Annotated in this window: 22 protein-coding genes and 1 other RNA gene; 15 read left to right on the forward strand and 8 right to left on the reverse strand. The window is 59.0% G+C overall.

Going from position 1 to position 21,486, the window contains the following annotated elements; genetic code table 11:
- Nucleotides 1-1,791, reverse strand: a 1,791-nt coding sequence (locus AC0Z4S_RS25470) for a M10 family metallopeptidase (RefSeq protein ID WP_485625007.1), incomplete at its 3' end; no start/stop codon positions are given.
- A 200-nt stretch (nucleotides 1,792-1,991) separates the two neighbouring features.
- On the opposite strand from AC0Z4S_RS25470, the gene AC0Z4S_RS25475 reads away from it, so the two are divergent.
- Together AC0Z4S_RS25475 and AC0Z4S_RS25480 are read left to right on the forward strand one after the other, a co-directional pair.
- The gene (locus AC0Z4S_RS25475) at nucleotides 1,992-2,636 is read left to right on the forward strand and encodes an MBL fold metallo-hydrolase (protein WP_485625008.1); all 645 of its coding nucleotides are present in this window, start codon (nucleotides 1,992-1,994) and stop codon (nucleotides 2,634-2,636) included.
- A 120-nt stretch (nucleotides 2,637-2,756) separates the two neighbouring features.
- Nucleotides 2,757-3,491: a YiaD family glycine zipper/OmpA-like lipoprotein gene (locus AC0Z4S_RS25480; protein ID WP_485625009.1), complete on the forward strand. Its 735-nt coding sequence runs from the start codon at nucleotides 2,757-2,759 to the stop codon at nucleotides 3,489-3,491.
- A 227-nt stretch (nucleotides 3,492-3,718) separates the two neighbouring features.
- On the opposite strand, the gene AC0Z4S_RS25485 is transcribed toward AC0Z4S_RS25480, so the two are convergent.
- Nucleotides 3,719-4,153, reverse strand: a complete 435-nt coding sequence (locus AC0Z4S_RS25485; protein ID WP_042609742.1) for a Z-ring associated ZapG family protein — start codon at nucleotides 4,151-4,153, stop codon at nucleotides 3,719-3,721.
- Nucleotides 4,154-4,297: 144 nt separating this feature from the next.
- On the opposite strand from AC0Z4S_RS25485, the gene AC0Z4S_RS25490 reads away from it, so the two are divergent.
- The 3 genes from AC0Z4S_RS25490 to zapE all read left to right on the forward strand — a co-directional run bounded on the left by AC0Z4S_RS25490 (nucleotide 4,298) and on the right by zapE (nucleotide 7,492).
- Entirely contained in the window at nucleotides 4,298-4,927 is a 630-nt protein-coding gene (locus tag AC0Z4S_RS25490) for an alpha/beta hydrolase (protein ID WP_064364366.1), read from the forward strand.
- Between the two features lie 24 nt (nucleotides 4,928-4,951).
- Nucleotides 4,952-6,307, forward strand: coding sequence for a tryptophan--tRNA ligase (locus tag AC0Z4S_RS25495; protein WP_485625010.1), 1,356 nt, complete (start codon nucleotides 4,952-4,954; stop codon nucleotides 6,305-6,307).
- Between the two features lie 90 nt (nucleotides 6,308-6,397).
- Entirely contained in the window at nucleotides 6,398-7,492 is a 1,095-nt protein-coding gene (gene zapE, locus AC0Z4S_RS25500) for a cell division protein ZapE (RefSeq protein WP_016773254.1), read from the forward strand.
- 181 nt (nucleotides 7,493-7,673) lie between these two features.
- On the opposite strand, the gene AC0Z4S_RS25505 is transcribed toward zapE, so the two are convergent.
- Entirely contained in the window at nucleotides 7,674-8,570 is an 897-nt protein-coding gene (locus AC0Z4S_RS25505) for a GlxA family transcriptional regulator (RefSeq protein WP_165839204.1), read from the reverse strand.
- A 249-nt stretch (nucleotides 8,571-8,819) separates the two neighbouring features.
- Between AC0Z4S_RS25505 and AC0Z4S_RS25510 the strand changes: the two genes are divergently transcribed.
- Complete coding sequence (locus AC0Z4S_RS25510; protein WP_101161947.1) at nucleotides 8,820-9,956, forward strand: acyl-CoA dehydrogenase family protein; 1,137 nt, start codon at nucleotides 8,820-8,822, stop codon at nucleotides 9,954-9,956.
- Between the two features lie 88 nt (nucleotides 9,957-10,044).
- Here the strand turns inward: AC0Z4S_RS25510 and AC0Z4S_RS25515 are convergent, their stop codons facing one another.
- Nucleotides 10,045-11,085, reverse strand: coding sequence for an NADP(H)-dependent aldo-keto reductase (locus tag AC0Z4S_RS25515; protein ID WP_039761359.1), 1,041 nt, complete (start codon nucleotides 11,083-11,085; stop codon nucleotides 10,045-10,047).
- Nucleotides 11,086-11,329: 244 nt separating this feature from the next.
- On the opposite strand from AC0Z4S_RS25515, the gene rplM reads away from it, so the two are divergent.
- From rplM to AC0Z4S_RS25550, 7 genes are all read left to right on the forward strand, one after another.
- Complete coding sequence (rplM, locus tag AC0Z4S_RS25520) at nucleotides 11,330-11,758, forward strand: 50S ribosomal protein L13 (protein WP_003228062.1); 429 nt, start codon at nucleotides 11,330-11,332, stop codon at nucleotides 11,756-11,758.
- A gap of 14 nt (nucleotides 11,759-11,772) precedes the next feature.
- Entirely contained in the window at nucleotides 11,773-12,165 is a 393-nt protein-coding gene (gene rpsI / locus AC0Z4S_RS25525) for a 30S ribosomal protein S9 (RefSeq protein WP_003228056.1), read from the forward strand.
- A 272-nt stretch (nucleotides 12,166-12,437) separates the two neighbouring features.
- Complete coding sequence (gene petA, locus AC0Z4S_RS25530; protein ID WP_007917031.1) at nucleotides 12,438-13,031, forward strand: ubiquinol-cytochrome c reductase iron-sulfur subunit; 594 nt, start codon at nucleotides 12,438-12,440, stop codon at nucleotides 13,029-13,031.
- Nucleotides 13,031-14,242, forward strand: a complete 1,212-nt coding sequence (locus AC0Z4S_RS25535) for a cytochrome b (RefSeq protein WP_130909684.1) — start codon at nucleotides 13,031-13,033, stop codon at nucleotides 14,240-14,242. Before petA ends, AC0Z4S_RS25535 begins: the two co-directional genes overlap by 1 nt.
- A complete protein-coding gene (locus tag AC0Z4S_RS25540) occupies nucleotides 14,242-15,024 on the forward strand; it encodes a cytochrome c1 (RefSeq protein WP_024014251.1) in 783 nt (260 codons plus the stop codon). The genes AC0Z4S_RS25535 and AC0Z4S_RS25540 overlap by 1 nt, the downstream gene beginning before the upstream one ends.
- Nucleotides 15,025-15,170: 146 nt before the next feature.
- The gene (locus AC0Z4S_RS25545; protein WP_007961620.1) at nucleotides 15,171-15,788 is read left to right on the forward strand and encodes a glutathione S-transferase N-terminal domain-containing protein; all 618 of its coding nucleotides are present in this window, start codon (nucleotides 15,171-15,173) and stop codon (nucleotides 15,786-15,788) included.
- 16 nt (nucleotides 15,789-15,804) lie between these two features.
- The gene (locus AC0Z4S_RS25550; protein ID WP_253495792.1) at nucleotides 15,805-16,218 is read left to right on the forward strand and encodes a ClpXP protease specificity-enhancing factor; all 414 of its coding nucleotides are present in this window, start codon (nucleotides 15,805-15,807) and stop codon (nucleotides 16,216-16,218) included.
- 150 nt (nucleotides 16,219-16,368) lie between these two features.
- Here AC0Z4S_RS25550 and AC0Z4S_RS25555 read toward each other — a convergent pair whose 3' ends face one another.
- From AC0Z4S_RS25555 to AC0Z4S_RS25570, 4 genes are all read right to left on the reverse strand, one after another.
- Nucleotides 16,369-16,947, reverse strand: coding sequence for a BON domain-containing protein (locus AC0Z4S_RS25555; protein ID WP_024014250.1), 579 nt, complete (start codon nucleotides 16,945-16,947; stop codon nucleotides 16,369-16,371).
- Entirely contained in the window at nucleotides 16,944-17,537 is a 594-nt protein-coding gene (locus tag AC0Z4S_RS25560; protein ID WP_008082788.1) for a phosphoheptose isomerase, read from the reverse strand. The genes AC0Z4S_RS25555 and AC0Z4S_RS25560 overlap by 4 nt, the downstream gene beginning before the upstream one ends.
- A gap of 101 nt (nucleotides 17,538-17,638) precedes the next feature.
- The gene (locus tag AC0Z4S_RS25565; RefSeq protein ID WP_016773265.1) at nucleotides 17,639-18,001 is read right to left on the reverse strand and encodes a YraN family protein; all 363 of its coding nucleotides are present in this window, start codon (nucleotides 17,999-18,001) and stop codon (nucleotides 17,639-17,641) included.
- Complete coding sequence (locus AC0Z4S_RS25570; RefSeq protein WP_485625011.1) at nucleotides 18,001-19,812, reverse strand: penicillin-binding protein activator; 1,812 nt, start codon at nucleotides 19,810-19,812, stop codon at nucleotides 18,001-18,003. The genes AC0Z4S_RS25565 and AC0Z4S_RS25570 overlap by 1 nt, the downstream gene beginning before the upstream one ends.
- A gap of 177 nt (nucleotides 19,813-19,989) precedes the next feature.
- Here AC0Z4S_RS25570 and rsmI point away from each other — a divergent pair, with 177 nt between their 5' ends.
- Both rsmI and rnpB read left to right on the forward strand, forming a co-directional pair.
- Nucleotides 19,990-20,895 carry a 16S rRNA (cytidine(1402)-2'-O)-methyltransferase gene (rsmI, locus tag AC0Z4S_RS25575; protein WP_485625012.1) on the forward strand — a complete coding sequence of 302 codons (906 nt, stop codon included), beginning with the start codon at nucleotides 19,990-19,992 and terminating at the stop codon, nucleotides 20,893-20,895.
- Nucleotides 20,896-20,968: 73 nt separating this feature from the next.
- An RNA gene (rnpB, locus tag AC0Z4S_RS25580) (RNase P RNA component class A) lies at nucleotides 20,969-21,322 on the forward strand.
- Nucleotides 21,323-21,486: the final 164 nt, after the last annotated feature.

The following is a 21,486-nucleotide window of genomic DNA, read 5'->3' on the forward strand; positions in this document are numbered from 1 at the left end:
GGCGTCGGTTTCGATGACCTGGTCGCCGACATTGTCGACATAGTAAGTATCGACGCCGTCGCCACCGATCATGGTATCGGCACCGAGGCCGCCATTGAGTGTGTTGGCCAGCGCGTTGCCAGTGATGCGGTTATCGCGCTCATTGCCCGTGCCGTTGATGGCATTGCCGGTCAGGATCAGGTTTTCGACGTTGGCACCAAGGGTGTAGTCGATGGACGAGAACACACGGTCAAGTGCGGTGAGCGAGGCGTCGGATTCAATGACCACATCGCCGACGTTATCGACGTAGTAGGTATCGACACCGTCGCCACCGATCATGGTGTCAGCGCCTGCGCCGCCATCGAGGGTGTTGGCGGCCGCGTTAGCGGTCAGGGTGTTGTTCAGCGCGTTGCCGGTGCCGTTGACGGCGTTGCCGGTCAACACGAGGTTTTCCAGGTTGGCGCCCAGCGTAAAGTCCACCGAGGAGCGCACAGTGTCGATTTCGCTGATCAGGGTGCTGGTTTCGGTCACGGTGTCGCCGAGGTTGTCGACGATGTAGGTGTCATTGCCCGCGCCACCGATCAGGGTGTCGGCGCCCAGACCGCCATCGAGGATATTGTCGCCATCGTTGCCGGTCATGCGGTTGTTGACCGAGCTGCCGGTGCCGTTGAGGTTGGCTGTGCCGGTCAGGATCAGGTTCTCGACGTTGGCGCCGAGGGTGTAGTCGATGGATGAGAACACCCGGTCAAGCGCGGTGAGCGAGGCGTCGGTTTCGATGACCACATCACCGACGTTGTCGACGTAGTAAGTGTCCACACCGTCGCCGCCGGACATGGTGTCAGCCCCCGCGCCGCCATCAAGCGTGTTGTTCAGTGCGTTGCCGGTCAGGATGTCGTTGAACACGGAACCAATGGCGTTCTCGATCCGGGCACCGTAGGCAATCGCCAGCCCGTCATTGATGGCCGTCAGGTTGTTGTAATCGACGAATGCCTTGCCGATCTGGCTGTAGGCGCCTTCATTCAGGTTGATGCTGACGGCGGCGAGCTGATTGCTGCCATCGATGGTGTCGTTGCCACCACCGTCCCAGATGGTTTCGAAAATCGACTGGTTGGCGGCCCACTTGTAAACGGTGTCGCCGGCCTGCCAGGCCATGTTGGCGCCATACAGACTCTGGATCGCAATGATGTCCAGCACCATCGGTGTGGTTGGCTGGTACGAATAGTTGCTGTTGTAACTCATCACGGTGAAGTGAACATCGTCCAGTGTCGGGTCCAGCAAGGTTTTGTTGGTTGAACTGGTATCGAAAGGATGTTTGAGGCCCAGCGCGTGGCCGATCTCATGAACGAACGTCAGGTAGTCGTAACTTCCTTGGCCCGGATTTGCATCATTGGTTTGCGGACCGATCCAGACGTCGCCGGCTACCGGTGTGTTTGACGGAAAATAAGCCCACGCAGCGGTCTTGTCGTCCATCAGTCGATAGCCGCCAAACCGCATGTCACCCACGTTGCTGATCGTGTCGGTGGTCAGGGTGAAATTCAGATTGGCAACGGCGCTCCACGCTCCGAGGGCGCTGGTGACAGCATTTTTTTGCCCAGCTGTGAGCTCATACAAAGCGTTGTATTCGTTATCGGGGCTATAGTCGATAACAAAATAAGACGTGCCCGGAGCCATAAAGCTGTAGCTGAGATTGGTCGGTCCGGTCGGGGTCCAGTTGGCGCCCACCCAATAAGTGCCGGAAATGAGGCTGTCGACGATGGCATTGCCGGTCAACGTGGATGGCAAACTGAAGGAATAAGTCTTGGGCGTAGGCATGTAGGTTCCTGATGACTATGCGGCCCTTCCTGAATGCGACCGCTACAAAAAGAAATCGATTTTGCACCAGAATTGGCTGTTTGACATCATTGCGCCACTACTTTTCTGATGTATGACGCCAGATTTCTGGCTGGAACCGTTTGTATCGGCTCGTAAAGTAGAATGCTGAACAACTTGTTCAGCCGCACGTCGAGACTTCAATGTCCATTCCAAGACCCGAACTCATCCGCGAAACCTTCCCCGTCGGCCCGCTCCAGTGCAACTGCACGATCATCGGCGACCCGATCACAAAAAAAGCCATCGTCGTCGACCCCGGCGGCAACCCTGACCTGATCATGGCGCGCCTCGATGCTCATGGCCTGAAAGTCGTCAGCATCATCCACACCCACGCGCATCTCGATCACTTCCTCGCTTCCGGGCAGATGAAGGAGAAAACCGGCGCGACCCTGCATTTGCACAAGGAGGATCAGTTCCTCTGGGATAACCTCGAAATGCAATGCCAGATGTTCGGCGTGCCGTACACCCCGGTGCCGTCGCCGGATCGCTGGTTGAGCGATGATGAAGAACTGGCCTGCGGCTGCGGCGTGGCGTTGCATACGCCCGGACATACACCGGGTTCAATGAGCTTTTGGTTTTCTGAGGCTAAGCTGTTGATAGCCGGCGACACGCTGTTTCGTCGCGGGGTAGGGCGTACGGATTTGTGGGGTGGCGATCAGGCGACCATCGTGCGTTCGATCAAGCAGCGGCTGTATACGCTGGACGAGGACGCGACGGTTGTCACCGGGCACGGCCCGGATACGCGTCTGGGTGATGAGATGCGCGAGAACCCGTTTGTGCGTGCGTGAATTTTTTGTCACGGGTGTGCGGCGGAATTTTTGCGCATTGTCATGATCCAACGCCCGCGCAGGTCCATAAGTTGATCAATGGCCGCTGCACCACAGAATGCAGAAAATCAGGAGCTCTCCATGTTCACCACGCGTCGTTTGATTATTGTCGCTACTGCCGTGGCCGTGCTGTCCGGCTGCGCCTCGCCCAATCCGTATGACAATCAGGGTCAGGCCGACGGTGGCTCGCAAGGCATGAGCAAAACCGCCAAATACGGTGGCCTCGGTGCGCTGGCCGGCGCACTCGCCGGTGCCGCCATCGGTCACGACAACCGTGGCAAGGGCGCCTTGATCGGTGCTGCTGTCGTTGGTGCCTCCGCGGCCGGCTACGGCTATTACGCCGACCAGCAGGAAAAGAAACTGCGCGCGAGCATGGCCAACACCGGCGTTGAAGTGCAGCGTCAGGGCGATCAGATCAAGCTGATCATGCCGGGCAACATCACCTTCGCCACCGACTCGGCGAACATCGCGTCCAGCTTCTATCAGCCGCTGAACAACCTCGCCAGCTCGCTGAAGGAATTCAACCAGAACCAGATCGAAATCGTCGGCTACACCGACAGCACCGGCAGCCGCCAGCACAACATGGACCTGTCACAGCGTCGTGCGCAGAGCGTGGCGACTTACCTGACCTCGCAAGGCGTCAGTGGTGCCAACCTGTCGGCACGTGGCGCCGGCCCGGATAACCCGATTGCCAGCAACGGCGACGTCAACGGCCGCGCGCAGAACCGCCGGGTTGAAGTCAACCTGAAGGCGATTCCAGGACAGGAGTACGGTGGTCAGCAGCAACAGCCGGGTACGGTGCAGCAGTATCCATAAGTGATTGTCTGAATGAAGAAATGCCCGGTCCTGTGATCGGGCATTTTTTTGTCTCGCCTGTAGCGGCCCTTTCGCGAGCAGGCTCGCTCCCACAATTGAAATGCATTCCCCTGTGGGAGCGAGCCTGCTCGCGAAGAGGTCGGCAAGGGAAGCGAAAAGATTGCAGACACAAAAAAGCCCCCGGACACATCACTGTCCGGGGGCTTTTTGATTGCAGCGAAGACTGCTTACTTCTTCAACCCGTAATGCTCATCGAGCATGCCCGGTGAGTTTGGATTCTTCGGTGCATAGTCACGCGGGGGTTCCTGATCGCGCGGTGGCGTCAGGCGTTCGCGTGGAGCCTGCGCCGCGTCGGCGTGCAGGGCGGCGATCAGGCGCTGGCGGGTCTGCTCGTCCAGGGCCAGACGATTGGCGCCCTCGGCGAGATGATCCTGCACTTCCTGATAGCTCTGGGTCAGCTTCTTGACCAGCATCGCGGTGCTGTTGAAGTGCGTGACTACTTCGTTCTGGTAACTGTCGAAACGCTCCTGGATATCATCCAGTTGACGCTGCGTGCGGCTCGGTGCGGCGTTCGGCGCAACGCGCGCGATCAGGAATCCAATGGCGACACCCACAACCAGGGCAAGAGTCGGTAACAACCAAACTAAGAGCGAGTGTTCCACGAGTCCTTCCTCTATAAACGGCTTTGCTTTACGTTAACGGCTCGAACCTGCGCTGTATACCGCGATTCACTCGCAATAGATTGGCACAGACAATTTGCTAGACGAGTCGACCCGATTCGAGGTCACGGAGTTCCTCCCTTGCTGATGCGTGAAACCCCTGTAGTGATTGACGGCCCGGTGGGTCAACTGGAATCCCTGTACCTGGATAACGAGCAGCCGCGCGGCATTGCGCTGATCTGCCATCCGAACCCGGTGCAGGGCGGCACCATGCTCAACAAGGTCGTCTCGACCCTGCAGCGCACCGCGCGCGATGCAGGCCTGATCACCTTGCGCTTCAACTATCGCGGCGTCGGCGCCAGCCAGGGCACGCACGACATGGGCACCGGTGAAGTCGATGATGCCCAGGCCGCCGCCGCATGGCTGCGCGAAAAGCACCCGGACTTGCCCCTGACGCTGTTCGGGTTCTCCTTCGGCGGATTTGTTGCAGCAAGTCTCGGCGGCCGCCTCGAAGCCCAAGGCGTGCAGCTTGCACACCTGTTCATGGTCGCCCCGGCGGTGATGCGCCTGGGCGAGCAGGATCAACTGCCGCAGCATGGCGCGTTGACCGTGATCCAGCCGGAAACCGACGAAGTCATCGATCCGCAACTGGTCTACGACTGGTCCGACAAACTCCAGCGCCCCCATGAGCTGCTGAAAGTGGCAGAATGCGGACACTTTTTTCACGGCAAGCTGACCGATCTCAAGGATCTGCTGCTGCCGCGTCTCTCGAATTGATTGCAGTCTGACAAGCGATTACCCATGACCAACCGTACCCGCATTCTCACCGGCATCACCACCACCGGCACGCCGCATCTGGGCAACTACGCTGGCGCGATTCGCCCGGCAATCCTCGCCAGCCGCGACAGCCAGGCCGATTCGTTCTACTTCCTGGCCGACTACCACGCCCTGATCAAATGCGATGACCCGCTGCGCATCCAGCGCTCGCGTCTGGAAATCGCCGCGACGTGGCTGGCCGGTGGCCTCGACGTCGATCGCGTGACCTTCTACCGCCAGTCCGACATCCCGGAAATCCCTGAGCTGACCTGGCTGCTGACCTGCGTCGCCGCCAAGGGCCTGCTCAATCGCGCGCACGCTTACAAGGCCTCGGTGGACAAGAATGTCGAAACCGGTGAAGACCCAGATGCCGGTATCACCATGGGGCTTTACAGCTACCCGGTACTGATGGCGGCGGACATTCTGATGTTCAACGCGCACAAGGTGCCGGTCGGTCGCGATCAGATTCAGCACGTAGAAATGGCCCGCGATATCGGTCAGCGTTTCAACCATCTGTTCGGTCAGGGCAAAGAATTCTTCACCATGCCCGAAGCGCTGATCGAGGAAAGCGTGGCGACGTTGCCGGGCCTCGACGGTCGCAAGATGTCGAAGAGTTACGACAACACCATCCCGTTGTTCTCCAGCGCCAAAGAGATGAAGGACGCGATCTCGCGGATCGTCACCGATTCCAAGGCCCCGGGCGAAGCGAAAGATCCGGAGAACTCGCACCTGTTCACTCTGTTCCAGGCCTTCGCTACCCCGGCGCAGGCTGACGAATTCCGCAGCGAACTGCTCGGTGGCCTGGGCTGGGGCGAGGCGAAGAATCGTCTGTTCCAGTTGCTCGACAACGAGCTGGGCGAGGCGCGCGAGAAATATCACCAGTTGATCGAGCGTCCAGCGGACCTGGAAGACATTCTGCAGATCGGTGCGAAAAAGGCCCGCGCTGTTGCCACGCCGTTCCTCAATGAGTTGCGCGAAGCCGTTGGCCTGCGTTCTTTCGTCAAGCAGGTTCAGGTCGCCGCGGCCACCAAGAAGAAAGCCGCGAAGGCTGCACGTTTCGTCAGCTTCCGTGAAGACGACGGCAGCTTCCGTTTCCGCCTGCTGGCGGCCGATGGCGAGCAACTGCTGCTGTCGCGCAACTTCGCCGACGGCAAAACTGCCGGCCAGGTGACCAAACAGTTGCAGTCCGGCGAGTCGCTGGATGTGCGCACTGATGACCTGAGCTTCAGCGTCTGGCTGGCCGGTGAGTGCGTGGGCGACAGCCCGGCCTTCGCCGATGCTGCAGCGCGGGATGCCGCCATCGAGGCGTTGCGCGTAGCGCTGACCCCAGCGCAAGACTGACCGGCGGCACGACCCGACCAAGGGCCGATTGCCATTCCCACGGGCCGTCGCTACAGTGACGGCCCGTTTTTGTTGCCTTGCTAACGAATTATGACGCCCCTAGAACGATATCAAGCTGATCTGAAACGCCCGGACTTCTTCCATGACGCCGCGCAGGAAACTGCTGTGCGTCACTTGCAGCGTCTGTACGACGACTTGATCGCCGCTGACCAGAACAAGCCGGGCTTGCTCGGCAAGCTGTTTGGCAAAAAAGATCAGGCACCGGTCAAGGGCCTGTATTTCTGGGGCGGCGTCGGTCGTGGCAAGACTTACCTGGTCGACACCTTCTTCGAAGCGCTGCCCTTCAAGGAAAAGACCCGCACGCACTTCCACCGCTTCATGAAGCGGGTGCACGAAGAAATGAAAACCCTCGGCGGCGAAAAGAACCCGCTGACTATCATCGCCAAGCGCTTCGCGGCCGAGTCGCGGGTGATCTGCTTCGATGAGTTCTTTGTCTCTGACATCACCGACGCGATGATCCTCGGCACGCTGATGGAAGAGCTGTTCAAGAACGGCGTGACCCTGGTCGCGACCTCGAACATCGTGCCGGACGGCCTGTACAAGGATGGCCTGCAACGCGCGCGCTTCCTGCCGGCCATTGCGCTGATCAAGCAGAACACCGAGATCGTCAACGTCGACAGCGGTGTCGACTACCGTCTGCGTCACCTTGAGCAAGCCGAGCTGTTCCACTATCCGCTCGACGAAGCGGCGCACGAAAGCCTGCGCAAGAGCTTCAAGGCACTGACGCCGGAGTGCACCGCCGCCGTCGAAAACGATGTGCTGATCATCGAGAACCGCGAAATCCGCGCCCTGCGTACCTGTGACGACGTGGCCTGGTTCGACTTTCGCGAACTGTGCGACGGCCCGCGCAGCCAGAACGACTACATCGAACTGGGCAAAATCTTCCACGCCGTGCTGCTCAGCGGCGTCGAGCAGATGAGCGTGACCACCGACGACATCGCCCGGCGCTTCATCAACATGGTCGACGAGTTCTACGATCGCAACGTCAAACTGATCATTTCTGCCGAAGTCGAGCTGAAGGATCTGTACACCGGCGGACGCCTGACCTTCGAGTTCCAGCGCACGCTGAGCCGCCTGCTGGAGATGCAATCCCACGAGTTTCTGTCGCGGGCGCACAAGCCTTAAGCGGCGTCTCGGTAAAAAAAGGGCCTGCGATTGCAGGCCCTTTTTTTGTGCGCTGAGGTTTTTCCCTGTGGGAGCGAGCCTGCTCGCGAAGGCGGTGTGGCAGCCAACAATTTTGTTGAATGTGAAACCGAATTCGCGAGCAGGCTCGCTCCCACATTGGAATTGCGCTGTTGCAGGAAAATTATGCCGCCTGCTGAAACTGCTGCCGATACTGGTTCGGCGACAGTTCGGTGTGCTGGCGGAACAGTCGCGCGAAGAAGCTAGCATCGTCGTAACCGACCTCATAACTGATGGTCTTGATGCTCTTGCGCGTGCCCGAAAGCAAACCCTTGGCGGTCTCGATGCGCAGGCGCTGCAAGTAGTGCAGCGGCTTGTCGCCGGTGGCGGTCTGGAAGCGGCGCATGAAGTTGCGGATGCTCATGCCGTGTTCACGGGCGACGTCCTCGAAGCGGAACTTGTCGGCGAAATGTTCTTCGAGCCAATGCTGGATCTGCAGGATGATCACGTCCTGGTGCAGCTTCTGCCCACCGAACCCGATACGTCCCGGCGAATAGCTGCGCTGCACTTCGTAAAGAATGTCGCGGGCCACGGCTTGTGCCACGTTCGAGCCGCAGAAGCGTTCGATCAGATAGATGTAGAGGTCACAGGCCGAGGTGGTGCCGCCCGCGCAATAGAGGTTATCGGCATCGGTCAGGTGCTTGTCCTGATTCAGATAGACCTTGGGGAAGCGCTCGGCGAAGGCATTGAAGAAGCGCCAGTAGGTGGTCGCTTCCTTGCCATTGAGCAGGCCGGCTTCGGCGAGCCAGAACACTCCCGTGGCTTCACCGCATAACACCGCGCCGCGAGCATGCTGTTCACGCAGCCACGGCAGGATTTGCGGATAACGGCTGCACAGCGTGTCGAAATCGTCCCAGAACGCCGGGAGAATGATCACATCGGCGTTTTCCAGGCCGCCGTCGACCGGCATGACTACATCGCTGAAGCTTTTTACCGGTTTGCCATCGGGGCTGACCAGGCGCGTTTCGAACGCCGGCGTCAGGCCATGGCCCAGTTGTTTGCCATAACGCAGGCTGGCCACATGGAAAAAATCCTTGGCCTGCATGAGGGTGTAAGCGAAAACCCGGTCGATGGCCAGGATGCTGACGCGCCGCAAGGGCGGGGAGACGTGCTTGGACATAATTCAACTTTTGTTTTGTTTTTATAAGGGAAAGTGGTCACCAGACGGCTGGATCGTCTTATTTTTTGTCGGATGTGTCCAGTGTCGCGTAACGGGAGTCGGGCTTAGTCTCTGAATGCCGTATCCCTCCAACAAAAAGAAAGGTGCCGCATGATCCCCAGAACCCTGTTCAGCTCAGAGCACGAATTGTTCCGCGACAGCGTACGAACTTTCCTCGAAAAAGAGGCCGTGCCGTATCACGCGCAATGGGAGAAGCAGGGGCACATCGATCGCGCACTCTGGAACAAGGCCGGGGAGGCAGGGATGCTCTGTTCGCATCTGCCGGAGGAGTATGGCGGGCTGGGCGCGGATTTTTTGTACAGCGCCGTAGTGATTGAAGAAGTCGGGCGCCTGGGCCTGACCGGCATCGGGTTTTCGCTGCACTCGGATATCGTCGCGCCGTACATCCTGCATTACGGCAGCGAAGCGCTGAAGCACAAATACCTGCCGAAACTGGTCTCGGGCGAAATGGTCACGGCGATCGCCATGACCGAGCCTGGCGCCGGCTCCGACCTGCAAGGGGTGAAAACCACGGCGGTGCTGGACGGTGATGAATATGTGATCAACGGCTCGAAAACCTTTATCACCAACGGCTTTCTCGCTGACCTGGTGATCGTGGTGGCCAAGACCGATCCGAAAGCGGGCGCCAAGGGCACCAGTCTGTTTCTGGTGGAGGCGAATACGCCCGGCTTCGAGAAGGGCAAACGCCTGGAGAAGGTCGGCATGAAGGCACAGGACACTTCGGAATTGTTCTTCCAGGACGTGCGCGTGCCGAAGGAAAACCTTCTCGGACAGGCGGGGGCCGGCTTCGCCTATCTGATGCAGGAGTTACCGCAGGAACGTCTGACCGTGGCCATCGGCGGGCTGGCCTCGGCCGAGGCGGCGCTGCAATGGACGCTCGATTACACCCGCGATCGCAAGGCGTTCGGCAAGGCGATTGCCGACTTCCAGAACACCCGCTTCAAACTGGCCGAGATGGCTACCGAGATTCAGATCGGCCGGGTCTTCGTCGACCGCTGCCTGGAGCTGCACCTGCAAGGCAAACTCGATGTGCCGACGGCGGCAATGGCCAAGTATTGGGGCACCGACCTGCAATGCAAGGTGCTCGACGAATGCGTACAACTGCATGGCGGCTACGGCTTCATGTGGGAATACCCGGTGGCCCGGGCGTGGGCGGATGCGCGGGTACAGCGGATTTACGCCGGCACCAATGAAATCATGAAGGAAATTATTGCGCGGTCGCTTTGAGGGGCTGAAAAGATCGCAGCCTGCGTCAGCTCCTACACAGGACCGGTGTGAATCCTGTAGGAGCTGCCGAAGGCTGCGATCTTTTGGCTTACGGCGCGGGGTTCGGATGATCCTTGTGAATCGCCTCGATCCCGGCCAGCACTTCATCCGACAGTTTCAGATCAAAACTGGCAATGTTGCTGTCCAGCTGTTCCAGCGTGGTCGCGCCGATGATGTTGCTGGTCACGAACGGTTGTTGCGTCACGAACGCCAGGGCCATTTGCGCCGGATCCAGCCCGTGTTCACGGGCCAATGCAACGTAACGGCTGCATGCCGCTTCCGATTGCGGGTTGAAATAGCGGCTGAAGCGGCTGTAGAGGCTCAGGCGGCCTTTCGGTGGACGGGCGCCGCCCTCGTATTTGCCGGAGAGGAAGCCGAACGCCAGTGGCGAATAGGCGAGCAGGCCGCACTGTTCGCGAATGGCGATCTCGGCCAAGCCGACTTCGAAGCTGCGGTTGAGCAGGTTGTACGGGTTCTGGATCGACACTGCACGCGGCCAGCCACGGGCTTCGGCCAGAGCGAGAAAGCGCATGGTGCCCCACGGCGTCTCGTTGGACAGGCCAATGTGGCGGATTTTGCCGGCCTTCACCTGCTCGTCGAGAGCTTCGAGGGTGTCTTCCAGTGGCGTCAGATTCGCTTCGATCTTGTGCTTGTAGCCCAGCTGTCCGAAAAAGTTGGTGCTGCGTTCCGGCCAGTGCAGTTGATACAGATCGATGTAATCGGTCTGCAGGCGCTTGAGGCTGCCGTCCAGCGCTTCGGTAATGTGCTGACGGTTGTGGCGCAGGTTCTTGTCGCGGATGTAGTCGATGGTGTTGCCGGGGCCGGCGATCTTGCTGGCGAGGATCCAGTCGGCACGGTCACCGCGACTCTTGAAGTAATTGCCGATGTAGCGCTCGGTGGTGGCGTAGGTTTCGGCTTTCGGCGGCACCGGATACATTTCAGCGGTATCGAGGAAATTGATCCCGGCTTCCTTGGCCCGTTCGATCTGGGCGAAGGCTTCAGCTTCAGTGTTTTGCTCGCCCCAGGTCATGGTGCCGAGGCAGATTGCACTCACGTTCAGGTCGGTACGGCCTAGCTGGCGATAGTCCATCGGGTGCTCCTTGGGCAAAACAATCATAAAAGCAGGTTGAAAAATTTTTCGCAATCTGCATAATTGCCGACCTCTTTCTGCAGTGGAAGTGATGCGCCGCCGCCGAAGAATCTTGCCGTTGAACGGACGCGCCGACCCGAGCCCCCGAAAGCGTCTGTATCCGGCTGCCTTTGACTTGTCAAAGTACGCACTATTCAGTAAGATCCGCCGTCTTATTTACAGGCGGCCCCTGAGGCTATAAAGAATGAAAACTTTTACTGCTAAACCGGAAACAGTAAAGCGCGACTGGTTTGTCGTCGACGCTGCTGGTCAGACCCTGGGTCGTCTGGCCACCGAAATCGCGAGCCGTCTGCGTGGCAAGCACAAGCCTGAGTACACTCCTCACGTTGACACCGGCGACTACATCGTCGTCATCAACGCCGAGCAGATCCGTGTTACCGGCGCTAAAACCACTGACAAAATGTACTACTCCCACTCCGGTTTCCCGGGCGGCATCAAGTCGATCAACTTTGAAAAGCTGATCGCCAAAGCCCCTGAGCGCGTGATCGAGACCGCGGTTAAAGGCATGCTGCCTAAAAACCCACTGGGTCGCGACATGTACCGTAAGCTGAAAGTCTATGCGGGCGCTGCACACCCTCATACTGCTCAGCAGCCCCAAGAACTGAAGATTTAACGGAATAGTTCATTATGTCGGCGACTCAAAATTACGGCACTGGCCGTCGCAAGACCGCAACCGCACGCGTTTTCCTGCGTCCGGGTACTGGTAACATCTCCATCAACAACCGTTCGCTGGATAACTTCTTCGGCCGCGAAACTGCCCGCATGGTAGTTCGTCAGCCGCTGGAGCTGACCGAGACTGTCGAGAAGTTCGACATCTACGTCACCGTGATCGGCGGTGGTGTAAGTGGTCAGGCTGGCGCAATCCGCCACGGCATCACTCGTGCTCTGATGGACTACGACGAAACCCTGCGTAGCGCTCTGCGCAAAGCTGGCTTCGTTACCCGCGACGCCCGTGAAGTTGAACGTAAGAAAGTTGGTCTGCGTAAAGCGCGTAAGCGTCCGCAGTACTCGAAGCGTTAATTCCGCTTCCACGTTCAAAAAGAACGCCCGCCTCCTCACGGAAGCGGGCGTTTTTTTATGCCTGCGATTTATCAAAGAATTGCGTTGTGACAACTTGCCACAGCCGTAGACCCCCTATACTCCAAGGCTTGAGGGGCTGAGCCCCGGGGAATTAACCTTGTCAGAATTGGGGGTTTTCATTACCATTCGGGCAAAATTTTTATAAGTAACATTTGATTTATTTAGTAGACGCCTGATTTAACAGGCCAAAAAAGCTGATGGGAGAGGACTGAATGAGCAATGACGGCGTGAATGCAGGCCGGCGTCGCTTCCTGGTGGCAGCCACATCCGTGGTGGGTGCTGCAGGAGCGGTGGGGGCTGCGGTCCCGTTCGTGGGGTCATGGTTTCCCAGTGCCAAGGCGAAAGCTGCCGGTGCACCGGTGAAAGTGAATGTCAGCAAAATCGAGCCAGGCCAGCAAATGATTGCTGAGTGGCGCGGCCAGCCGGTGTTCATTGTCCGCCGTACCGAGGAAATCCTGGGGAATCTCAAGAAGATCGAGGGTCAGCTCTCCGATCCGACCTCCAAAAACTCCACGCAACCCACCTATGTCGACCCGGAAGTACGCTCGATCAAGCCGGAAATTCTGCTGCTGATCGGGATCTGTACGCACCTGGGTTGCTCACCGACCTTCCGTCCCGAAGTGGCACCTGCGGATCTGGGCAAAGACTGGGTCGGCGGTTATTTCTGCCCGTGCCACGGTTCCCACTACGATCTGGCTGGCCGCGTCTACAAGTCGCAACCTGCGCCTTTGAACCTGCCAGTTCCCCCGCATTCCTATGAGACCGATGACCTGATTGTCATTGGCGTCGATACGGAGAAAGCGTGATGAGCAAGTTCATGGATTGGGTTGATGCGCGCTTTCCTGCAACCAAAATGTGGGAAGACCATCTCAGCAAATATTACGCACCAAAAAATTTCAACTTCTTCTATTTCTTCGGCTCGCTGGCGCTGCTGGTGCTGGTCAACCAGATCGTTACCGGTGTCTGGCTGACGATGAGCTACACGCCGTCGGCAGAAGAAGCCTTCGCTTCCGTCGAATACATCATGCGCGACGTCGAGTACGGTTCGATCCTGCGTCTGCTGCACTCGACCGGCGCCTCGGCGTTCTTCATTGTCGTCTATCTGCACATGTTCCGCGGCCTGCTCTACGGTTCCTACCAGAAACCGCGCGAGTTGGTCTGGGTGTTCGGCATGCTGATCTACCTGGCACTGATGGCAGAAGCGTTCATGGGTTACCTGCTGCCGTGGGGCCAGATGTCCTACTGGGGCGCTCAGGTGATCATCTCGCTGTTCGGTGCGATTCCGCTGATCGGTGATGACCTGACCCAGTGGATTCGCGGTGACTATCTGATCTCCGGAATCACCCTGAACCGCTTCTTCGCCTTGCACGTTGTCGCATTGCCGATCGTGATTCTCGGCCTGGTCGTATTGCACATTCTGGCGCTGCACGAAGTCGGTTCGAACAACCCTGACGGCGTCGATATCAAGAAGCACAAGGACGAAAACGGCATTCCGCTGGACGGCATTGCGTTCCACCCGTATTACACGGTGAAGGACATTGTCGGCGTTGTGGTGTTCCTGTTCATCTTCTGCTCGATTGTGTTTTTCTTCCCGGAAATGGGCGGCTACTTCCTCGAAAAACCGAACTTCGAGCAGGCGAACGCATTCAAGACACCTGAACACATTGCGCCGGTCTGGTACTTCACGCCGTTCTACGCGATCTTGCGGGCGATCCCGGACAAGCTCTTGGGCGTTGTCGCCATGGGCGCGGCGATTGCGGTGCTGTTCGTGCTGCCCTGGCTGGATCGGAGTCCGGTGAAATCAATGCGCTATAAAGGCTGGCTGAGCAAAATCTGGCTGGTGGTGTTCTGCATTTCGTTCGTGATTCTCGGCGTTCTCGGTGTTCTTGCGCCAACGCCGGGCCGCACGTTGCTGTCGCAGGTCTGCACCTTCCTGTATTTCGCCTACTTCATTCTGATGCCGTTCTACACCCGGCTCGAGAAGACCAAACCGGTACCGGAAAGGGTGACTGGCTGATGAAAAAGTTATTTCTTGCTCTGATTTTTGCTGCGCTGCCTTCCCTGGTTTTTGCTGCCGAGGGCCATGGTCCGGAACTGGAAAGTGTCGATATCGATGTCTCCGATAAAGCCGCCCTGCAGGACGGTGCGCGCACTTTCGCCAACTATTGCATGGGCTGTCACAGCGCCAAGTTCCAGCGTTACGAGCGCGTCGCCGATGACCTCGGCATCCCGCACGAATTGATGCTGGAGAAACTGGTGTTCACTGGCGCCAAGATCGGCGACCACATGAACATCGGCATGCAGCCGGCCGACGCCAAGACCTGGTTCGGCGCAGCGCCACCCGATCTCACACTGGTAGCGCGGGTGCGCGGAACCGATTGGCTCTACGGTTACCTGAAGTCGTTCTACGAAGATCCGGCGCGTCCATGGGGCGTGAACAACAAGGTCTTCCCGAACGTCGGCATGCCTAACGTGCTGGTCGGCCTGCAGGGCCGTCAGGTGGTCGGCTGCAAACAGGTGCAGATCGTCGAGGACGGCAAGAAGCAATACGATCCATTGACAGGCACGCCGCTGACCCATGAAGCGTGCGATCAGTTGACCATCGTGCCGAAGTCCGGTGCTCTGAACGAAGAGCAGTTCGATGAGAAGGTCAAGAATCTGGTAACCTTCCTGGCTTACTCGGCTAACCCGGTTAAGCTGCAACATCAGCGCATCGGTACTTATGTCTTGCTGTACCTGGCGTTCTTCTTTGTGTTCGCCTACCTGCTCAAGCGTGAATACTGGAAAGACGTGCACTGATACGCTTCAAGCATTGCTGTTAATCGCGCGCGCCCAAGGGCGCCTCCGCTAAAGCAGGATCTGCTCAGTCAGACCCTGCGGGAGGTGCCCTCTGGGCGCGCGCGTTTTTCCGGTTCCGACAAATTCAACAAGCGAGGAGGATCGCCATGGGCGTGACCAATCGGTTGGCCTGTTACTCCGACCCCGCCGACCACTATTCCCACCGAGTGCGCATCGTGCTTGCAGAGAAGGGTGTCAGCGCCGAAATCATTTACGTGGAGGCCGGCCGCCAGCCGCCTAAACTGATTGAGGTGAACCCTTACGGCAGTCTGCCGACGCTGGTCGATCGTGACCTGGCGTTGTGGGAGTCGACCGTGGTGATGGAGTATCTGGATGAGCGTTACCCGCACCCGCCGCTGATGCCGGTTTATCCGGTGGCGCGGGCCAACAGCCGTCTGCTGATTCACAGGATTCAGCGTGACTGGTGCGGGCTGGTGGATCTGATTCTGGATCCCAAGAGCAAAGAGGCTGCACGGGTCGTAGCGCGCAAGGAATTGCGTGAAAGCCTGACTGGCGTTTCGCCGTTGTTCGCCGACAAACCGTTCTTCCTCAGTGAGGAACAAAGTCTGGTGGATTGCTGCCTATTACCCATACTCTGGCGTTTGCCGATTCTGGGTATTGAACTGCCGCGGCCGGCCAAGCCGCTGCTTGATTATATGGAGCGTCAGTTTGCGCGTGAGGCTTTCCAGGCGAGTCTGTCTGGTGTCGAACGCGATATGCGCTAAGGCTTAAGGAGCCGCTATGAACTCCAGTCGACCTTATCTGGTCCGCGCGCTCTACGAGTGGATTGTGGATAACGATTGCACCCCGCACATGCTGGTCAACTCCGAGTACCCGGCGGTGCAGGTGCCACAAGGCTTTGCCAGCGATGGCCAGATCGTCCTGAACATCTCGCCGAGTGCTGTGCGTCATCTGCACATGGACAACGACGTGGTGACGTTCGAAGGCCGCTTTGGCGGTGTTCCGCACAGTCTCTACGTGCCGATCAGCGCGATTCTGGGTATCTATGCGCGGGAGAACGGCCAGGGCATGGTGTTTGACCTCGAGTTGCCGATGGATGACGAGGAAGACATCGACCCGGATGACGACACGCCGCCACCGGGCAGCGAGCCACCGCGCCCAAGTGGCCGGCCGAGTTTGAAGGTTGTGAAATAAAAAAAGGCGATCCGAGAGGGTCGCCTTTTTTATGCCTGCGTTGGCGGTGTAGGAGCTGCCGGAGGCTGCGATCTTTTGATCTTTAGAAGCAAGATCAAAAGATCGTAGCCTCGTTGCACTCGTCAGCTCCTACACGCTCCTGCGCTTGCGTCAGTCGATGTATTCGAACAGCTTCACGATTTTCTGCACGCCGGACACACCCTGAACCAGATTGGTTGCCTGAGTGGCTTCCTGTTTGGTCAGCAGGCCGAGCAGGTAGACGATGCCGTTCTCGGTCACGACCTTGATGCGCGAGCCGGGGATGCTGGCGTCGGTGAGCATCTGGGTCTTGATCTTGGTGGTCAGCCACGCGTCGTTCTGACGAGCGAGCAGGGAGGACGGTTGCAGTACTTGCAGCTCGTTGTGCACTTTCTTCACGCGCTGCACATTGGCGGCAGCCTGTTCAGCCTTGGCCTTGAGGTCTTCGCGTGGTGTCTGGCCAGCCAGCAGGACGACGCCGTTGAAGCTGGTGATGACGATGTGCGAATCGTTGTCCAGCGCCGGATCGGCCTTGGCGATGTTCACGCCCGCTTTGGTTTCGATCAGCGAGTCGTCGATCTTGCTGCCGAAGGTGCGCGTGCCACGGTCGTCTTCGATCGGCGCTTCACGGCTGGCATTTACCACCGAGGTGCAGCCGCTGATGCCGAGGCACAGGGTCAAGGCCAGAAGGCCAAGGCGATTAGGGGTCATTCTTCACTCCCGAACAGTTGGCTGTCGATCAGATCGCAGAGGCAATGGATCGCCAGCAAGTGGACTTCCTGAATACGTGCAGTGACGTTGGCCGGTACGCGAATCTCTACGTCCTCGGGCAACAGCAGCGACGCCATGCCGCCGCCATCGCGTCCGGTCAAAGCTACGACAATCATTTCGCGATCATGTGCGGCCTGGATCGCTTGAATAATGTTCGCCGAGTTGCCGCTGGTCGAAATCGCCAGCAACACATCGCCGGGCTGACCGAGGGCGCGGATCTGTTTGGAGAACACTTCGTTGTAGCTGTAGTCGTTGGCGATCGAAGTGATCGTCGAAGTATCGGTGGTCAGCGCAATCGCCGGCAGGCTCGGACGTTCGCGCTCGAAGCGGTTGAGCAGCTCCGAGGAAAAATGCTGCGCGTCGCCGGCCGAGCCACCGTTGCCGCACGAGAGCATTTTGCCTTCGTTGAGCAGGGCGTTGACCATGATCTGGCTGGCTTGCTCGATGTGCGGTGCAAGTACGTCCATCGCCTGTTGCTTGGTGTCGATACTGGCCTGGAAAAGCTGGCGAATTCGGGATTGCATGTCCATCTGTGTGACCTTAAGTGGCGCGGCTGTTCGGCACGTGAATGTGCAGCCGGCAAAGCAAAGAGCAAAATGTGTCGGACGAAAACAGGGCAGGCTGCAGGCGATCAACTGTCGAAAGCATTCTGCAACCAGTTCAGCTGATTCGGGTGGCTGTCGATCGCCACCACATCGAAGCGGCAGGGGGAATTGGCCCAACGCGACTCGCGCTGAAGAAAATACTGTGCTGCAAAGATCAGTTTCTGCTGCTTGCGCTCGTCGATACTGGCGAGCGCGCCACCCCATTGAGTGTTTTTTCTGTAGCGAACTTCAACGAATACTACTGTATCGCCATCAAGCATGACCAGATCAAGCTCGCCGCGTTTGCATAACCAGTTCTGCGCCAACAGGCGCAGCCCTTGTTGTTGCAGATGTTCGAGCGCCTGGCGCTCGGCATCCTTGCCGCTTTGCGAGCGTGACCGGTCGGGCATCAGCGCGGCGTGTCCGGCAGACGCTGCACCTGACCGCTGACGAACTGCGCCCAGGGCAACTGACGTACAACGCGCTGGGTCTGGGTCATGCCGAGGCTGCCCGACTGACCTTCGATGCGGCTGTCCGGCAGCGCCTTGAGCTGGCCCAGGCGCGGTGCCAGACGATAGGCGTCAGCGCCCATGGCGTACAGGCGACCGAGGCTGCCATTGGCTTGCGGCCATTGCGCGGTGACTTGCTGGCGCAGCGGATCACTGGTTTCCAGCAGCCAAGGGGTTTCGCAGAAGCGAATACCATTCATGTCGTTGTACTGGTTGACGTCGCCGCTGGCGCTGTACACATGAGAGGTCGCGTAAACCGGAACGTCACCAGCGTACTGGAAGTTCAGGGTCGGCTTGATCTGCTGGGCCTGTTGCGGCGTAGCGGCGAGGAAGATGAATTCGATGTCCTGACGACGCGACGGCTGCGCGGCGACATTGGTGCCAGCAACATTCTGCAGGCTCTTGGCGCGGGCTTCGCTCTGACGCAGCTGGAACATGTCGGCGATCTGCTGGGCCAGTTGCACCGGCTGATCGACACGTTCAGTGGCAACGATGCTGCCGCCATTGGCTTGCCAGTCCTGGCTGAACGCGCGCAGGACGCGGTCGCCCCATTCGCCCTTCGGCACCATGATCGCGGCGCGGTGCAGGCCATCGGCGCGGGCGCGACGGGAGACTTCGCGAGCTTCGTCTTCAGCCGCCAGACCGAACTGGAACAACTGTGCCGGACCTTGCTCGCCTTCGCTGTAATTCAGCGCCAGGGTGGTGATCGGCAGTTGCGGGCGGGTGCTCAGTTGCTTGACCAGAGGTTTTTCCAGCGGGCCGACCACCAGTTGCACGCCGTCAGCCTGGGCCTTGCGATAGAACTCGTCCATCGAGGTCAGCTTCGAGCTGTCGTAGAACTCAATGGCAGGTGGGTTCTGTCCGGCCTGTTGCGCCTGATAGTGCGCGGCCATGAAGCCTTCACGCAGCGCTTTGCCGACCGACGCCAACTGGCCGTCCTGTGGCAGCAGCAGGGCGATTTTGCTCAGTGGCTGGCTGGCCAGTTCCTTGAGTTTGGTCAGCGGCTGCGGCAGGTTGATTGCGGCCGGGTGCTTTGGATTCTGCGCGCGCCAGTTGTCGATCGCGGCTTGCTGCTGCTCCAGCGTGCCGGCGGTTTTCACCGCCTGCGCCAGTGCCATCCAGCCGCCGAGGTCGTCGGTGGTGTTGGGTTGCAGTTGATCGGTTGGCAGCGAGGCGATCAGAGTCCAGATCGTTTCGTGGTTCTTGCTCGCCGCTTCGCCTTCCAGCATCGGCGCAATGAACACGCGTTCGCGAGCGGCGGCCAGTGTCTGGCCATCGGCTTCAAGGGCGCGGGCGTGAACGGTGCCGGTGCGTACTTGCTGCTCTTCTGGCATCTCACCGAGCTTCTGGAAGCCTGGATGGCTCAGGGCAGTCAGCGCGGCTTTCGGCTGATTGCGCGTCATGGCCAGTTCGGCGGACAGCGTGTTGGCGAAAATCTGCTGGCCCGGCTTGAGTTGCTCCACCGGCACTTGTTGCAGGATTTGCGCGGACTGGCCGGCATTGCCCTGGCGGTAAGCCTGGTCTGCCGCGCTCAGGCGTAGCAGGGCGGCTTGTTCCGGGGTTTTAGCCTGGGCGGCCTGTTCGAGCAGTTGCTCGATGCTGGCGTCCGGAGTCCGTGGAAGTTCGCCAAGGCTGGAGGAAGGGGAGCTGGCACAAGCGGCCAATAAGGCAGCGAGGCAGAGGGCAGTGAACAGCCGCAGGCAAGCGATCATGTAAGTGTTCCTGATACTCGATCAAATTAGCGTGGAATTGTACCCAAGCACTGGCCGGGGCGCGATGTTACTGGCGTGAATCGGTCAATTTAGCTGGGGTAAATGTTGCGCAAGCGCACAACCGTGGGAAAAACCGCGTTCGGCTGGAGCGCATCGCCAGCCTCGTGACGCGCTACAATGGCCGCTTTTACCGATCACGAGGTGTGCGCTTTGACTGCTCCAGGTCCTTTGAATTCCGCTGCTGGCTCGCTTTATGTGGTGGCGACGCCCATCGGCAACCTGGACGACATCAGCGCCCGGGCCCTGAAGATCCTGCGTGAAGTGGCATTGATTGCAGCGGAAGATACCCGGCATTCGGCGCGCCTGATGCAGCACTTCGGCATCGGTACGCCGCTGGCCGCGTGTCACGAACACAACGAACGGGATGAGGGTAGCCGCTTTATCACCCGACTGCTGGCGGGGGACAACGTGGCGCTGATTTCCGATGCCGGTACGCCGCTGATCTCCGATCCGGGTTATCACCTGGTGCGTCAGGCCCGTGCGGCCGGCATCAATGTGGTGCCGGTACCCGGCGCCTGCGCGTTGATCGCGGCGCTGTCGGCAGCGGGATTGCCGTCCGACCGTTTTATCTTCGAAGGTTTCCTGCCGGCCAAGTCGGTCGGGCGCAAGGCACGTCTGCAAGCGGTCAAAGAAGAACCGCGCACGTTGATCTTCTATGAGGCGCCGCATCGCATTCTCGAATGCTTGCAGGATATGGAAGCGGTGTTTGGCGGCGAGCGTCAGGCTTTGCTGGCGCGGGAAATCACCAAAACCTTCGAAACCCTCAAAGGCCTGCCGCTCAGCGAGCTGCGCGCTTTCGTCGAGTCCGACAGCAATCAGCAGCGCGGCGAGTGCGTGGTGCTGGTGGCTGGGTGGACCGCGCCGGAGTCGGAGGACGCGGTCAGCAGCGAAGCCATGCGCATCCTCGATCTGCTCCTGGAAGAAATGCCGCTCAAGCGCGCCGCCGCACTGGCAGCGCAAATCACCGGCGAGCGCAAAAACGTGCTTTATCAAGTGGCGCTGGATAAGCAGAAAGGCGTGTAAGCCGTCGCCCATGGCGCTCTGGAGGGTTTTAGCGCTTGTTCTTCCGGCGCTCTGCCGTTAACCTTCGCGGCGGAGAGTCGATCGGACAGTCGCTGCCCTCTATGAAAATTAGGGGGGGGAGGAAAGTCCGGGCTCCATAGGGCGAAGTGCCAGGTAATGCCTGGGAGGCGTGAGCCTACGGAAAGTGCCACAGAAAATAACCGCCTAAGCGCGCAAGCGCCGGTAAGGGTGAAAAGGTGCGGTAAGAGCGCACCGCACGTCTGGCAACAGTTCGTGGCTAGGTAAACCCCACTTGGAGCAAGACCAAATAGGGTCCCAAGGCGTGGCCCGCGCTGGGACCGGGTAGGTTGCTAAAGATGTCCAGTGATGGCCATCGTAGACGAATGACTGTTCAAGACAGAACCCGGCTTACAGATCGACTCTCCACCTTTTTCTTTCCCTGCTTGAAACAAAAAAGACGCGGCTGTGTAATATCAGCCAGCCAGGTCTCAAATTCCGGCAGCGGCAAACGCGGTAATAGCCTTTTCCCACCTTGCTTCAATCAACAGCCGAAGCGTCTTTGTAATACCGAAAAAATCTTACTCTTAACAA

The organism is Pseudomonas sp. 1L-B-1-E-C1 (genome assembly GCF_057291835.1).